Source organism: Nocardia sp. NPDC060259, assembly GCF_042728775.1.
Taxonomy (GTDB): domain Bacteria; phylum Actinomycetota; class Actinomycetes; order Mycobacteriales; family Mycobacteriaceae; genus Nocardia.
The window spans coordinates 1-14727 of the sequence record NZ_JBHXAY010000019.1 but is presented as its reverse complement, the minus strand read 5'-3'; the positions used below and the strand labels follow the sequence as shown (position 1 = coordinate 14727).

Sequence of the window (14727 nt, the reverse complement as noted above, 5' to 3'; positions counted from 1 at the left end):
CGCACGATGATCTTCTCGCGCAATGGCTTCGGCGGTGCCGACGCGGTGGCGAAGCAGTGTGTGGAGTACTACGAGGGCGAGCCGCTGTCGTACATGACCACCACCGCCGTGGAACGGCTCGGTGCGCTCGCCGCCCTCGCGCCGGTCATCCCGACGACGACCCGCACGATCGAACAGTTCCAGCGGATCGATCTGCCCGGCGCGCCGTGGCGCTACGCCGTCACCAGCAATGGCGGCAACATCCTGGTCGACGGCCTGCCCGATCCGACCTGGCGCACCGCGATCGACGATCAGGTGCGGGCCACCGGCGCCACCCTCGCCGAGGTCGGGGCCGAATGGCGGTCCCGCATCGATGATTCCTGGGTCACCAAGTACCGGGAGGCGGACGACCTGTTCTGCTACCTGGTGGTCCGGCCCGACGCGGTTCCGGAAGGTTTCCTCGCCGAATGGGACGCGTGGTGTCGCACGCAGGGCTGGTCGGCCTCGCAGCAGGGTCGCAAGATCTACACGATGCCCGACGCGGTCTCCAAGAGCCTGGCCGTTGCCGACGTCCGCCGCCGGTTGGTGGAATCCGGTGAATTGTCCGAGAACGCAGAGCTGTTCACCGCGGGCGACGGCGCGCTGGACGCCCCGATGCTGACCTCGGCCGACGCGGCGATCCGTCCCCGGCACGGTGAACTGGAGGAGCTGAACTTCACCAGCGCGAACCTCACCGTCACCGAGTCAGCGGGCATCCTCGCGGGGGTGGAGATCCTGGAGTGGTTCCACGACGCCCTCGAGCGCGCCGCGCTGACTGTGGGCGACGCGGCCTGAGAACCGAAACCCCGGGTGCCGCAGGAGCACCCGGGGTTGTCGGAATCAAGGCTGAGGGAACAGTCCCTTCGCCAGCACCGGCCACGACGTCTTGAGATCGTCCTGCCAGTAGCCCCACGAGTGGGTACCGGTATCGCGGTAGACGAAGGTGCCGGGAATGCCGAGCTGGTCCAGCCGCGCCTGCAGATTGTGCGAGGACACGAAGATCGCACCCTCGATCAGCGCGCCGAGGGCCACGGTCTTGGGTGTATCGGCGGGCTTCTCCATCCGGAACGGCCCACCGGGCTGATCGTGAATGCCAGGGATGCCGGTACCGGTGGAGACGAAAAGATGCGTACCGCGCAGCTTCTCGGCATTGACCAGCGGATCGTTGGCCGCCCACAGCGGCCCGCCGACCGGCCCCCACATGTTCTCGGCATCACCGCCGCCGTACAGCTCGACGGTCAGCTTCACCGCCTGCTGACCCGCCGGATCACTCACCTGGGTGAGTCCGCTGTAGACCGCCGCGCTGCGGAACAGCCCCGGCTTGGCGATAGCCAGGTTCAGCACGGGGATACCCGACATCGACAGGCCCGCAATGGCATTGATCCCATTGGTGCCGAGCGCCGCGTCGATCAGCGGCGGCAGCTCCTCGGCGATATAGGTCTGCCACTTGTTCACCCCGAGCACCGGATCGGGCTTGACCCAGTCGGTGTAGAACGTCCACGCCCCGCCGATGATCTGCACGACGTTGACGTCCTTGTCGGACAGGAAGTCCAGCGCATCGGTCCGCAGCTGCCACGAGGCACGGTCCACCCCGCCACCCGCACCGTTGAGCAGATACAGCGCCGGTTTCGGGGTAGCGGTATCAGCAGGCCGCTGAACGTCGACCGGGAACGTCTGATTCATCGCGGCCGAATGTACGAACAGCCGCAGATGCCGCGCATCGGTGACCTCCATCCGCTCGATGAAGGACCCATCCGGCGAGGTCACGGAGCCGAGCGTGACGCCGGGCGCACCGACAGGCGCGGCGGACACGGGGATACCGGTAACGATCGACGCGGCGACAGCGCACAGCACCGTCGCCACGACCCGTCGAATGCTGCGACGCTGCACTGCGCCCACTCCTCTGATCGAGCAACCGCCGACTCATACTCTCGGCGGCCCCCACCGTAACGGCACTCCCGCACCCACCGTCAGCTTTTGGAGCGTACTCGTTTCAGAATTTGCCCGCCCGCCCGAAGGGCTCGCTCAGTAGTGCTGCTGCTGACCGGCGAGCTGCTGCTGGACGACCCCGTGGATCCGTTGCAATCCGCCCACGGTGATACCGCTCTGCAGCTGACCTTCGATGGTCCTGACCAGCGCGTTGTCGCTCATCACCTTTTCCGAGGACTGGATGAGCACGGTGCCGGCGCCGGTGAAGTCGAACTGGCGCTCCTCGCCCGAGTTGGCGCCCATCCTGGCCGCACCGGCCGCCAGGAAGCTGCCGATCCAGCCCTGGTCGTAGTGGTGGCTGGGGGAGGGGCAGTCGGCCCAGCCGACGAGTGCTTCGGGGTCGACGCGCAAGGGGGGCTCGGCGAACATGACCGGGCCGTTGGAGGAGGCGAGGAACTTGCCGGTACCGATCAGGGTGAGGAAGCCGGGAACGATCGACTGCTTGAGCGCCAGGCCCGGCTCGAAGGCGAGCAGGTTGGCGCCGCGGATGGTGAGGTTGCCGTCCTCGAGATCGTAGGAATTGATGTCGTAGCCGCGGTCGCCGATGATCAGCTTGCCGTGGCCCTCGGCCACCACGTACTCACCGGCGAACAGCGGCGCCGAGAACTGGCTGCTCACCATGTGCATGAGGTTGCCCTGCAGGCCGTGGGTGAGCATCTGGAACTGGATCTGGCCGTAGTAGGCGATCATCGCGCCCTTGCGCATGAACCACGGGCCGGTCAGGTCGATGCAGTAGGCGTAGCTGTTGCCCGGAATGTTGTCGCTGGCACCGAGAGTCATCGGCGAATGGATCTGGCTCATCGGCTCACAACTTCTCTTCGGAGGCCTGCACGTACACGACACCCTGTCCATGGCAATGCAATTGCATCGCCTCGCCCGCGCCGCGGCCGACCGCGTCGCGCCAGCTCATCGCCGCCTTGAGTTCGGTCTGCACATTGCCGTAGGCGGCGACGAACGCCTGCGGGTCGACGACCACCGGATTCGGCCCGCCCACTTGCAGTTCCAGGAAACCGCCGTGGGCAAGCAGTACCGCGGAACCCTGTCCGCTGAGCTGGGTGGTGAACATGCCCTGGCCGGTCGCGACACCGGCGGCCGCGCCGCGCAGCGCGCCCATCAGGCCGCCACCGCCACCGCCACCACCGGAACTCGCCACCGAGACGACCGAGGCCTGCAGACCCGCGCTGTTGGCCAGCAGTCGCGAGGCCTCGGCGCGCAGCACCGCTCCGGGCTGCATGTGCACCACGTGCACCTCGAGTCCGGCGAATCCGTAATGGACGACGCCGTTTCCGCGCGCCAGCATGGTGCGCTCGTGCTCGCCCGCCATCATGGCGCCCGCCATCCGCATCAGCCCGCCACCGCCCATCCCTGGCCCGGCGCCGGGAATCTGGTGCGGCGCGAACGCGACCTGACCCTGGTAGAACAGCATCGCGCCGGTCCGGGCGACGACGCCGCCCGCCTGCCCGACATCGACCTTGACGACCTTGCCGTTGACCTTCTCGAACATCGCCGCTTCCTACCGTTCCGCCGGCTGGATCAGCACGACACCCTGGCCGTCCCACCGCAGCGAGAAGGCCTCGCCCGCGTCCTGGCCGACCATCGTGCGCCAGGAGACATCAGTGACGAAGGACTGGTTGAGGTTGCCGCGCGCCGCGACGAACGCGTCCGGATCCACGATCAGCGGATACTGCGGCGAGACCTCGAGATGGATCAGCGGACCACCGGCCGACAGCAGCGCCACCTGGCCCTGCCCGCTGACGGTGGTGGTGAACAGGCCGCTGCCCGCCGACATCCCGCCGACACCGGCGAACCGCACATCCGTGCGCAGATTGCCCGCGAAGGCGAGCAGCTGCTGCGACTCGACCTGCAACGTCTCGTTGTTCAGGTCGACCACGGTGACGTTCTGGCCGTTCACGGCGAAGAACACCCTGCCGTTGCCGCTGCATTCCATCAGCGACAGCTTCTCGCCGGTGGCGCGGCGCTTGAGGCCCGAAAGCACGCCCTCGCCGCCGCCGAAACCGGCCGATTTGAATTGCACATTGCCTTCGTAGGCGACCATCGAGCCGGAGATCGCGCGGATACTCGTCCCCGCGAGATGGGCCTCGATCACCTTCTTCGATTGTTCGAACAGCTGCGCCATGACGGCCCTGGGGTCCCCTCTGGACAGGCGGGTGGAATGCCCGATACCTACTGCGTGGTCACCCTAACCGATCGATCGGGCACGCGTGGTGGCTGCAGAGCGCGGACGCTCGCGCTCGCTTTCTCGTAGAGTGACAGGCGACCGCACCGACAAGCGAAGGGTCGAACTTGTCTGCAACACTCGCCAAGGGCCAGAACGGTCCAGTGGCCGTCAGTGACGTGGTGATCTCGCTTCAGCTCACGGCACCGGCCGATCTGTCCGCGCTGCTCGTGACCGAGCAGGGCAAGGTCCGCACCGATGCCGATTTCGTCTTCTACAACCAGCCGAGTGGGCCCGGCGTCGATCTGCGCCCCGGGCCCGCGGGCCAGCCTGCGTCCCTGGCGGTTTCGCTGCCCGCGGTACCCGCCGACATCGACCAGATCCGCGCGGTGATCACCCTCGACGACGCCACGAGCAACTTCGGCCGGTCCGCCCCGCCGACCGCGATCGTCTCCGACGCCGCCGGTAACCGGCTGTTCGAGTACCGGATCGACGGGCTGAACGCGGAGTCGATCGTGATCGCGCTCGAGCTGTACCGCCGTCAGGGCAGCTGGAAGGTGCGCGCCGTCGGCCAGGGTTACGCCGGTGGTTTCGCCGCGCTGGTCACCGATCACGGTGTGCAGGTGGACGATTCGCCCGCGCCCGCCGCCGCACCGCAGGCCGCGCCGCCACAGCCGGCGCCCCAGCAGGCGCCGCCCGCGTACCCGGCGCAGTCCGCGCCGAGCTACCCGCAGCAGCCAGCGCCCGCCTACGCCCCGCCCGGTGGTGGCTACCCGCCGCCGCCAGGCCCGGCGCAGCAGCCGCCCGCTGCCGGTTACCCGCCGCCGCCCGGTCCCGGCCCCGGTTACCCGCCGCCCGCGCAGGCCGCCCCGCCGCAGCAGGCCGGTGAGGTCAGCCTGAGCAAGGATCGCCCGGTCAGCCTGCAGAAGGGGCAGCGAGTCACCCTCCGCAAGGAGGGCGGCGCCGCGCTCACCTTCGTCAAGATGGGCCTTGGCTGGGACCCGGTGCGCACGCGCGGCATGTTCGGCAACCGCACGGTCGACATCGACCTGGACGCCTCGGTCTGCCTGTTCGCCGACCAGAATCTCGTCGACGTCGCCTACTACGGTCAGCTGTCGTCCAAGGACGGCTCGGTGCGCCACCAGGGCGACAACCTGACCGGCGAGGGCGAGGGCGACGACGAGATGATCCTGGTGGATCTGACCAGGATCCCCGCGCACATCTCCACGCTGCTGTTCATCGTCACCTCCTACAAGGGGCACACCTTCGAGCAGGTGCAGAACGCGTTCTGCCGCTTGATCGATGGCACCACCAACGGCGAACTCGCGCGCTACACCCTCGCCGGCGGCATGCCGTTCACGGCGATGGCGATGGCCAAGGTGTACCGGGTCGGCGGCGACTGGAAGATGCAGGCGCTGGGCGAGGGCTTCCAGGCCAAGCATCCCGGTGAGGCCGTGCCGCAGCTCGGCCGGTTCCTCGGCAGGGACTAGGCAAGTACGGACAAGAGCAAGGCTGACAACGTGATTCACCTGAAGGCGGGCCAGAACACCGCGCTGACCGCCGACACCGTGCGTTTCACCGCGCACACCGCGGGCACCGTCGATCTCGGTGCGCTGGTGGTCGGCGAGGATCTGCGGGTGCGTGACGAGCACGATCATGTGTGCGCGTCGCGGCCCGCCGCTCCCGGCGTCACCTTCGCCGGCGGCGCGGTGGATATCGCACTGCCGCAGGTCAGGTCGGACGCGCATGCCGTGCTCCTGTTCGTCACCGCCGGGCACGTGCTCGGCACCGTCACCGCGACGCTGGCCGAGAACGGCACGCCCACAGCCGAATTCGTGATCTCGCCCACCGCGGGAGAGAGCGCGCTGATCTGCTTCGAGGTGTACCGCCGCGGTGGTGGCTGGAAGCTGCGCGCGCTCGGTCAGGGGTACGACGGCGGGGCGGCGCAGCTGCTGCCCGCCCACGGCGTGGCCGCTCCCGCGTCACCGGAGGCCGCCGCGCCGACCGTGACGGCCGAGCGGCCCGCCGGTGCGCCGGGCATCCCGCTCGAGGTCGACCACGGTTTACAGCGGATGTGGATGATCTTCGAGGACGCGGCCCGTTCCGCGGCCGCACTGGTCTCGGCTCGCGACTACGCCGCCAAGCGACTGGATCAGGAGCTCTCCGACGCGGTCTCGAACCCGGCGACCCGCAACACCCCGGCCGCCGACGCGGCCCGCGCCGAGGCGCAGCGCAGGCACGACGAGCTGGTCGGCATCGCCGATTCGGATCATCGGCGCGACAGCGACCATCTCGGTCGCGAGATCGCCGAGGCCGACTCCGTCATGCCAGCCGCGCTCGCCTCCTGGCTCGCGCCGGCCTGGACCACGAAAGCCGCACGCAGCGACGGCATCCGGCTCGGCGAGCTGTACGCGCACGACCGCGGTGAGCTGCGCGTGCCGTATTGCGTTCCGGTGCCGCTGAACCGGCCGCTGTGGGTCGACACCGAGTCGAGCGGGGCCGCGTCCCGCGTGGTCGGCGCGCTGGTGGCCCGGCTGGTCGCTGCCCTGCCGGACAAGCCGACCCGGGTCGACCTGATCGATCTCACCGGTGGCCTGCGCGGGCTCGCCGCCCCGCTCGCCCCGCTGCTCGCCGGTCCGGTCATCGTCGACCACGCCGACATCCCGGCGCGCCTCGGCGCACTGGCGCACGCGGCCGAGCTCGCCGACATCGCCTACAACAGTGGGCAAGCCGTGCCGCCGTCCGAGCACCGGATCCTGGTCGCCGCCGATTTCCCGCACGGCTACCAGGCCACCGACGTGGTGCACCTCGGTCAGCTGATGGTGCGCGGCGATCTGATCGGGCTGTCGCTGGTGATCGTCGGCAGCGGCGGCGCCGACTTCGGTGACGGCCCGCTGTCGCTGCTCTCCCAGTCGTGCAGGCACCTGCCCACCATGCCCGGCACCCCGCTGTTCGACCCGTGGACCGGAAACGCCTGGGAACTCGACCTCGACATGCTCCCGGCCGAACCCGAACTCCAGGCCCGCTACCTGCGGATGTAGCGCTCAGTCGACCATCGACGCGGGCCGCGTGCTCGTGCAGGCCTGCTTGGGACGCAGGAATTGTGGCAGCCACGGCAGGAGCGGGTCGGGTGCGCGGTCGAGGATTCCGCCCGCCGGGTCGTCGACGAAGTCGCGGCGCACCAGGTCGTCTTGCGGGCGCAGGATCTCGTGGACGATCAGCGCGCACAGGCCGAGGACGGCGAGGTCGCGCAGCACGACGGTGCCGGTGAACCACTGCTCGGGCAGGCCCTTGGCGTCCTCGCCGAGGTAGTAGTACATGCGCGGTACCCAGACCAGCGCGTCGATCGTCATCCAGGCCAGCAGGATTCGCCGATGCGGCAGCGCGAGCACCGCCAGCGGCACCAGCCACAGCGAGTACTGCGGGCTCCACACCTTGTTCGTCAGCAGGAACGCGGCGACGACCAGGAAGCACAGCTGCGCGACCCGCGGGCGCCGTGCCGCGGTCAGCGCCAGGTAGGCGATGCCGGCGCAGGCCGTCAGGAACAGCAGCAGCGAGACGGTGTTCAGCACGGCAGGCGGCTGGCCGTGTTCGAGCGGCCCGTCGAAACCGCCCCACCCGGTGAACGAGGTGATCACGTTGTAGATCGAATCAGGGTCGGCGTGCCGGGTGGTGTTGAGCCGGAAGAACTCCCGCCAGCCGTCCGGGTACAGCACGGCGATCGGCAGGTTCACCGCGATCCAGGTGCCCGCCGCGGCGAGCACGGTGAGGGTGGCCGCGCCGAGCGGGCGCAGCGCGAAGAACTGTGTCCTGGCCGGGGTTTCGCGCAGCCAGGTGCGGGCCGTGCGGAGGCTGTCGACGTCACGCAACCGCAGGCCCGCCCGCGCGGCGGGTAGCCGCTGCATCGGATCGGCGCGCAGGCACAGCACCAGAATCGGCCCGAGCAGCAGCAGCGGATACAGCTTCGCCGCGCCGCCGAGACCGAGCAGCACACCGGCGAGTACCGGTTTGCGCCGCGCCCAGGCCAGCAGGCCGGTGGCCGCGAAAGCCGTTGCCAGCGCGTCGAAATTGGTGAACGCGTGCACGATCACCAAGGGCGATACCGCGATCAGCGCCGCGTCCCAGACGCGCCGCCCGGCTAGTCGCGAGGACGCCCACACGGTGATCAGCCAGCCCATCGCCAGACCGAGCGCGACGACATTGAAATACACGACCACCGACAGCGCGCCGGGCAGCGGCAGGTGATCCCAGACATTGCCGATCTGCATCGCCGCGTACTGGTACAGGCCCGAAAGCACCGGATACTCCATGTATCTGGTCTCGGTGCCGCCGTCGGGGGTCGACTCGGTCCAGGACTTCTTGTACGGGAACGCGCCCTCGTTGAGCCGTTCCGCGCCGTAGAGCGGCACCGTGTCGGAATAGCACATGGCCACGTACTGGCGGCCGTTGTTCCAGTCCAGCATGAGACCGCCGGCGCCGTCGCCGGTCTGCTGGATGCAGCCCGCCTTCGCGAACCAGCCGAGCGCGAGGAACGCCACGGTGAAGGCGAACATCACCCGCAGCGGCGTCCAGAACCGCACCCGGCCGATCAGCGCGTGATCGCCGACCGGGCCGCCGATCACCGTCGACAGCTGCGCGGTCAGCGAATCGTTGCGGCTCGGCTTATCTCGCGCATCGATCGAGCGCAGGTCGGGGGCGAGCTGGGCGGGCGCGACGTACTGCACTCCGCGGCCCGGCCGGGTACCACTCGACGCCGGCTGGTCCGCGAGCTGCTGATCGGTCACGACATCCGAGGCTACCGGTGGCTACCGGGATCTGGTCGGTGTGGTTCCCCCGCCACTCTCGTTGCCGTTGTTCGTACCGCCCGTACCTGGCCTGGTGCCACCGCCGTTACCGGTGCCGTTGCCGTTGGTCGGCGGCGAACCGTCAGCGGGCGCGGTCGGCTGACCCGGCAGCGGGCCGGTCGTCGTCTCCGGCGCCTGCTGCGACGGCTGCTGTCCGGCGGGCTGCTGCACACCGGGCACCGGGATCCGGATGCCGGGGAAGACCTCGACCTGCGAGGGCACGATCACCGGCGGGGCGAAGGTCGGCGCGGTGGTCGACGGTGCCGTGTAGGGCGCCGACCATTCCGGCACACCGGCCTGGCCCTTGATCGGGGCGGGCTTGGGGAACGACTCGTTCGACGTGCCGGACAGCGCGCCGTCCATCGTCGCCTTCCAGATGTCCGACGGCAGACCCGAACCGTAGATGCTGCCGCCGCCGTAGTTGCGCAGCGGATCACCCTGCTCGGTGCCGACCCACACCGCGGTCGACAGCGACGGGGTGTAGCCGACCATCCAGGCGTCGCGGTTGTTGCCGGTGTCGCCGAGCTGGTGGGTACCGGTCTTGGCGGCCGACTCCCGGCCACCGGCCAGGTTGTGGTTGCGCGAGTACGCCGCGATCGGCTTCATCGCCGCGGTGACGTTGTCGGCCACCGCCGCGCTCACCCGCTGCTCACCGGCGGGCTCGCCGCGATCGAGCAGCACCTGACCGTCGGCGGTCACGACCCGCTGCACGAAGTGCGGCGCGTGGTACATGCCGGAGGCGGCGAGCGTGGCGTAGGCCGAGGCCATGTCCAGCGGACGCGACTGGTACTGGCCGAGGATGACGCCGTTGTTCGGGCCCGCGCCGTTCGGCTCGGTCAGGGTAGCGCCGATGCCGGGCAGTTCCTCGGGGATACCGAGTTTGTGGCCCATGTCGGCGACCTTCTGCGGGCCGTTCTGCATGTCCAGCTGCATGCGGTAGAAGCTGGTGTTCAGCGACCGCTTGAGCGCCTCGGCGATGGTGCACATGCCGCATTGCTCGCCCTCGACATTGCCGATCTTGATGCCGTTGACGGTGATCGGCGAGCTGTCGTACAGCTGTGAGAGCGGGATGCCCAGCTCGAGGTTCGCGGCCAGGCCGATCACCTTGAAGGAGGAGCCCGTCGGCAGACCCGCGTTGGCGAAGTCGAAGCCCTGGCCGTCCTCACCGCCGTAGTAGGCGCGCACCGCGCCGGTGCGCGGGTCGATCGAGACCACCGCGGTCCGCAGGTTCTCCGGCTCGCCCTCCAGCTTGGACCGCGCGGCGTTGACCGCGGCCTCCTGCGCCTTCGGATCGATCGTCGTGGTGATCTGCAGGCCCTCGGTGTTGAGCTGCTGCTCGCTGATGCCCGCCGAGGACAGCTCCTTGAGCACCTGGTTCTTCACCAGGCCGCCCGGGCCCTCGTCCTCGTTGTTCTCGCCGAGCGAGGCCAGGGAGACCACCTGCGGGTACTGCATCGACGACCGCTCGGCCGTCTGCAGGTTGCCGCCGGCGACCATGCCGTCGAGCACGTAGCCCCAGCGCGTCTTGGCGCCCTCGGGGTTCTTCTCCGGATCGAGCAGCGAGGGCAGCTGGATGGTCGCGGCGAGCACCGCGCCCTCGGCCACGGTCAGCTCCTGCACCGGCTTACCGAAGTACGACTTGGCGGCGGCATCGATGCCGTACGCGCCACGACCGAAGTAGATCGTGTTCAGGTAGGCGGCCAGGATGTCTTCCTTGCTCCACTGGCGGGCCATCTTGGCCGAGATCACCAGCTCGTGCATCTTGCGCTGCATCGAGCGCTCGTCACCGACCAGCGCGTTCTTCACGTACTGCTGGGTGATCGTGGAGCCACCACCGGCGCTTTCCTTGCCGAGGACGTTGTCGCGGGCAGCGCGCGCGAAGCCCGACACCGAGAAGCCCGGGTTGGTGTAGAAGTCGCGGTCCTCGGCGGCGATCACGGCATTGCGCACGTGCGGCGGGATCTGATCGATCGAGACCTCGGTGCGGTTGCCCTGCGGCGGGACCACCCGGCTGAGCTCGGTGCTGCCGTCGCTGGCGAAGATCGTCGCGACCTGGTTGGTCTCCAGGTCGCCCGGCTTGGGCACCGAGACCGCCGTGTAGGCGACGAGGAACACCGCGCTCGGCACGACGATGGCCAGCGCCATCAGCACGTACATGGTCCGGCGAATGGCCCGCCACGGCATCTTCCGCAACGCACCACCCTTACCGGAGCCGTCGTCGCCACCGCCACCGTCGCGGCGGTTACGCGGTCCGGTCGGAGGCGGCGTGCCGCCAGTGCCGGTGGCCCTGCGCTCACCGGTGGCCGGACCGCCGGGACGGCGACCGGCGCCGGGGCGCGCGGTCGTGGCCGACGGACCGGTCCGCGGCCGGTTTACCTCGTCGGCGCCGCGGACGGGCCTTGCCGCGTCGGGGTGAGCCGCCCGCACGGTCTCGTCACGCCCTGGGCGCGGAAGTTTCTGGGTGGCGCCTGCGGCGGGCGGCGGCACCGGCCGACCCGGCTGGGCCTGCCTGCCCTGCGGCGGCCTGCCCTGACCCGGCGCTCCCGGTCCGCCCTGCGGACCGGCCGGTCGCTGGGGTGGCGGACCCTGCCGACGTGGCGGCATGCCGCCCGGCGGCGGACCCTGCCGATTCGGCGGCGGCCCGCCCTGCGGACCACGTCCACCGGGCACCGGGCCACGTCCGCCCTGCTGGCCGGGGCCTGCGGGCGGCATCGGGCGACGCGGCGGCGGGGCAGGCCGGTCACCCGGCTGCGGAGGGAGACCCGGCTGTGAACCCCGAGCCGGACGGCCGCGCTGCGGATCATCGCCGAAGGGGGAGGACTCGTAGGGCGAACTCACTGACCAGATCTCCATAACTTGTAAGGTTCAACCGGCACACGACATCCGCGCCGGACAACCGGCGCGGATACCTTGCACCCCGAACAGCGGCACGTCATGCGGTGGCCACCATCACTCGGCGGCTCCATCATTGCGCCGCCCCATCACTCGGCCGCAGAGCGCCGCCCCGCTCGCGAACTCGTCCGGCGGCGGGCCGGCGCAGGGGCGGAGCCGAGCACATACGACTGCACCAGATGGTTCCAGCTGCATGAGCGGCACACCTCGACGACATGCACCGAGAATTCCTCGTTCGACTCTGCCATCCTGACCAGCTCCTCGGGTGTCCGCGCGGAACCGGCCACCTGGCCGAGCCCGTCGCCGTACACCCACGAAACCAAGGTCAGCTGCTCTTTCCGGCAGATCGGGCAGGTGACTTCGCTGCCCCGGCCATGGAACTTGGCGGCCCGGAGCAGGTACGGATTCGCGTCGCACACCTCGGCGACGCCGACCCTGCCCGCGTAGACGTCAGCCAGCAGCGACCTGCGCCGGAGCGCATAGTCGACCACCTGCCGCTGAATTCGCACGATCACCAGAGTAGCGGGGTTTGAATCCCGGTGCCGGTGGCACCGCTTGTTCCGTCCTCTCGCCGTAAACTGCCGATACCGGGGTCGGCCCGGGTATTTCCGCAGGTGAGGCGCGCCGCAACGATGGCTGATTCCGGGCGGGCTCGCAGAGCCGCCGATTCCGTGACAAGGGCGCGTGATATCGATCGCGCACAGGTGTCGACCGTGCTTGACGCGGCCTACGCAGAGGGCCAGCTGGGGGCGCAGGAGTACCACGACCGGGTGGATCGCGCCGGCTCCGCGCGCACCCTGGGTGAACTGGAACGACTGACCGCCGACCTGCAGTCACCAGCGTTTTTCGGTGGTCATCCGCCCGCCGAACGAAAGCGATTCGGCCGTGGGCACGCCGGTGCGTACCCCGCCCGGACCAGGGCCCGCGACGCCGACCGGGCTCGCACCACAGCGGCACTCGACGCCGCCCGCGCCGACGGCCAGCTCGACGCCGACGAGCACGCGACCTTGACCGAATCGGCCGACAAGGCAAGAACTCTCGGCGATCTGTCCACCCTGGTTGCCGAATTGCAGCAGCGGCCCGTCGTCCCGGTGAAGCCGAAGGCGCGCAACACGTTCCGCATCGTCACCGTCGCGGCCGCCGTGGTGGTGGCGATCGTCGGTTTCGTGTGGACGGTCCGCGAGGACGAGCCCGCGTCCGCCGCGGCGACGCCCGCCCCGATCAACTACGACGCGGCGTCCCCGCTGGTAATTCCCACGCCGGTGCTCACCACCCTCGCTGGATTCGTCCAGTTCCGCGACGACTACCGCACCAAGTTCGGCGACACCCTGGTCGACGAGGCAGTGCTGCACGACGAGCACGCCTCGGCCGTCCGACGTGCGCCCGGCAAGGAGAACTGGACCGCCGCCTACACCTATCGCGGTGGCTTCGATCGGTCGAATTCGCAGATCACCACCCGCAAACGCGACGCCGTCGACATCGATCTGGCGCAGGTGAACGCCGAGGCCCTCGGCGCCGCGCTCGCGAACGCGGCCGCCACCGTGCGCGTACCCGACGGCAAGATCACTCACCTCCGGATCGCCGTCGACAGCTGGGTCGGCCGCCCTGGCATCACCATCTTCGTGCGCAACGAGGTCGCCCAATCGGGAGACCTCGTCCTCGCGCTGTCGGGGGAAGTGCTGTCGATCGACCCATACGAAGGATGACCTCGCGATGAAGACCCCGTCCCCGGCCAAGAACCTGCGTGCCCGCGACACCGACCGCGCCGATGTGTGCGCCCTTCTCGACGCCGCACTGTCCGATGGCCAGCTGACCACCGCCGAGCACGAGAAGCGCACCGCGACGGCGATGCGGGCCGAGACCTTCGGCGCACTCGACCGTCTCGTCGACGACCTGCAGATCCCCGGCGACCTCGCCGCCACCCCCGTCGCCCGCGGCATCCCGCGCGCGCCGCGGCGCTGGTGGATGCCGGTCGGCGCGATCGTGCTCGCCGGTCTGCTCGGCGCCGGCGCGGGTCTGCTCGGCCGCACCGTGGGCGACGCCGCGTTCGGCGAACCGCTGCCCGACCTCACCACCGGCAACGGCTTCGCCCACTTCCTCGCCGACTACCGCGCGAAATACGGTTCGACCGAAGTCGACGAGCTGACGTTGTACCCGGACTACGCCATCGTCGAACGCAAGGCCGACAGGCCCGGCAAGCAGGACGAACAGATCTACCGCGGCTCCTTCAAGGCCTGGGGTTCGCAGGGTTCGCGCACCCCGGACACCAAGTCGTTCGACCTGGCAGGCGTCGACCTGACCCGCTACGCCCGCCTCATGTCCGGCGCCCCGGTGACCACCCGGGTCCCCGGCGGCTGGGTCTCCCATGTGCTGGTCAGATTCGAGCCCGGCGGCGGCAAGGATGCCGAGCCCGAGATCAGCATCTACGTCAAGAACGACGCCGAGGTGAGCGGATACCTGAAGATCCGCCTCAACGGCGAACCGATCGCGGTGCACCCCGCCTAGCCCAGGCCCATCCGCACTCGGCGCCGAGATTGATCCATTCATCATGCTTACCCAATTCCCACACCAGATCACCGAGCTGATCACTCGATTGAGTCGCCGGAACATCTCGCAGCACAATAGATTCACGAATTCCTAGGGCATCATATACTCGCCGGAGCGCTCCTGCGGCCAGCCACCTGATCTCACCATATCGATACGGGATGCCCGTTATGCACGGCGACCTATAATCGAGCAAAGCCTCAATATATGGAATTATGCGAGCTTCGGGATATGACGACTGCTTGAGCGTCCGCAGAGTAATGA

Annotated in this window: 12 protein-coding genes; 5 read left to right on the top strand and 7 right to left on the bottom strand. The window is 69.4% G+C overall.

Translation table 11 applies throughout. The annotated features are described in order from the left end of the window. The first annotated feature begins 6 nt into the window (after nucleotides 1–6). The gene (locus ACFWF2_RS10640; RefSeq protein ID WP_379306846.1) at nucleotides 7–813 is read left to right on the top strand and encodes an HAD family hydrolase; all 807 of its coding nucleotides are present in this window, start codon (nucleotides 7–9) and stop codon (nucleotides 811–813) included. A gap of 45 nt (nucleotides 814–858) precedes the next feature. On the opposite strand, the gene ACFWF2_RS10635 is transcribed toward ACFWF2_RS10640, so the two are convergent. The 4 genes from ACFWF2_RS10635 to ACFWF2_RS10620 form a co-directional block, all read right to left on the bottom strand. Further along, on the bottom strand, nucleotides 859–1908 hold the full coding sequence (locus tag ACFWF2_RS10635; RefSeq protein ID WP_379306733.1) for an alpha/beta hydrolase: 1050 nt from the start codon (nucleotides 1906–1908) through the stop codon (nucleotides 859–861). Nucleotides 1909–2043: 135 nt separating this feature from the next. Next, the gene (locus tag ACFWF2_RS10630) at nucleotides 2044–2808 is read right to left on the bottom strand and encodes an AIM24 family protein (protein WP_379306731.1); all 765 of its coding nucleotides are present in this window, start codon (nucleotides 2806–2808) and stop codon (nucleotides 2044–2046) included. Nucleotides 2809–2812: 4 nt separating this feature from the next. Beyond that, nucleotides 2813–3511: an AIM24 family protein gene (locus tag ACFWF2_RS10625; protein ID WP_379306729.1), complete on the bottom strand. Its 699-nt coding sequence runs from the start codon at nucleotides 3509–3511 to the stop codon at nucleotides 2813–2815. 9 nt (nucleotides 3512–3520) lie between these two features. Continuing rightward, nucleotides 3521–4144 carry an AIM24 family protein gene (locus ACFWF2_RS10620; protein ID WP_379306727.1) on the bottom strand — a complete coding sequence of 208 codons (624 nt, stop codon included), beginning with the start codon at nucleotides 4142–4144 and terminating at the stop codon, nucleotides 3521–3523. 167 nt (nucleotides 4145–4311) lie between these two features. Between ACFWF2_RS10620 and ACFWF2_RS10615 the strand changes: the two genes are divergently transcribed. After that, entirely contained in the window at nucleotides 4312–5673 is a 1362-nt protein-coding gene (locus tag ACFWF2_RS10615) for a TerD family protein (protein ID WP_379306725.1), read from the top strand. Between the two features lie 30 nt (nucleotides 5674–5703). After that, the gene (locus ACFWF2_RS10610; protein ID WP_379306723.1) at nucleotides 5704–7224 is read left to right on the top strand and encodes a TerD family protein; all 1521 of its coding nucleotides are present in this window, start codon (nucleotides 5704–5706) and stop codon (nucleotides 7222–7224) included. Nucleotides 7225–7227: 3 nt separating this feature from the next. Here the strand turns inward: ACFWF2_RS10610 and ACFWF2_RS10605 are convergent, their stop codons facing one another. From ACFWF2_RS10605 to ACFWF2_RS10595, 3 genes are all read right to left on the bottom strand, one after another. After that, on the bottom strand, nucleotides 7228–8907 hold the full coding sequence (locus tag ACFWF2_RS10605) for a glycosyltransferase family 87 protein (RefSeq protein ID WP_379306844.1): 1680 nt from the start codon (nucleotides 8905–8907) through the stop codon (nucleotides 7228–7230). Nucleotides 8908–8988: 81 nt separating this feature from the next. After that, nucleotides 8989–11211, bottom strand: a complete 2223-nt coding sequence (locus tag ACFWF2_RS10600) for a transglycosylase domain-containing protein (RefSeq protein ID WP_379306842.1) — start codon at nucleotides 11209–11211, stop codon at nucleotides 8989–8991. 797 nt (nucleotides 11212–12008) lie between these two features. Next, a complete protein-coding gene (locus ACFWF2_RS10595) occupies nucleotides 12009–12428 on the bottom strand; it encodes a DUF5318 domain-containing protein (protein ID WP_189031475.1) in 420 nt (139 codons plus the stop codon). Between the two features lie 123 nt (nucleotides 12429–12551). Between ACFWF2_RS10595 and ACFWF2_RS10590 the strand changes: the two genes are divergently transcribed. Next, entirely contained in the window at nucleotides 12552–13625 is a 1074-nt protein-coding gene (locus ACFWF2_RS10590) for a DUF1707 domain-containing protein (RefSeq protein WP_379306721.1), read from the top strand. Between the two features lie 7 nt (nucleotides 13626–13632). Further along, entirely contained in the window at nucleotides 13633–14424 is a 792-nt protein-coding gene (locus ACFWF2_RS10585; protein WP_379306719.1) for a DUF1707 domain-containing protein, read from the top strand. Nucleotides 14425–14727 lie beyond the last annotated feature (303 nt).

Bases quoted from the DNA above. Each gene is read 5' to 3' on its own strand.
- ACFWF2_RS10640 (WP_379306846.1), top strand. From the start codon at position 7: ATGATCTTCTCGCGCAATGGCTTCGGCGGTGCCGACGCGGTGGCGAAG.
- ACFWF2_RS10630 (WP_379306731.1), bottom strand. From the start codon at position 2,808: ATGAGCCAGATCCATTCGCCGATGACTCTCGGTGCCAGCGACAACATT.
- ACFWF2_RS10625 (WP_379306729.1), bottom strand. From the start codon at position 3,511: ATGTTCGAGAAGGTCAACGGCAAGGTCGTCAAGGTCGATGTCGGGCAG.
- ACFWF2_RS10620 (WP_379306727.1), bottom strand. From the start codon at position 4,144: ATGGCGCAGCTGTTCGAACAATCGAAGAAGGTGATCGAGGCCCATCTC.
- ACFWF2_RS10600 (WP_379306842.1), bottom strand. From the start codon at position 11,211: ATGCCGTGGCGGGCCATTCGCCGGACCATGTACGTGCTGATGGCGCTG.
- ACFWF2_RS10590 (WP_379306721.1), top strand. From the start codon at position 12,552: ATGGCTGATTCCGGGCGGGCTCGCAGAGCCGCCGATTCCGTGACAAGG.
- ACFWF2_RS10585 (WP_379306719.1), top strand. From the start codon at position 13,633: ATGAAGACCCCGTCCCCGGCCAAGAACCTGCGTGCCCGCGACACCGAC.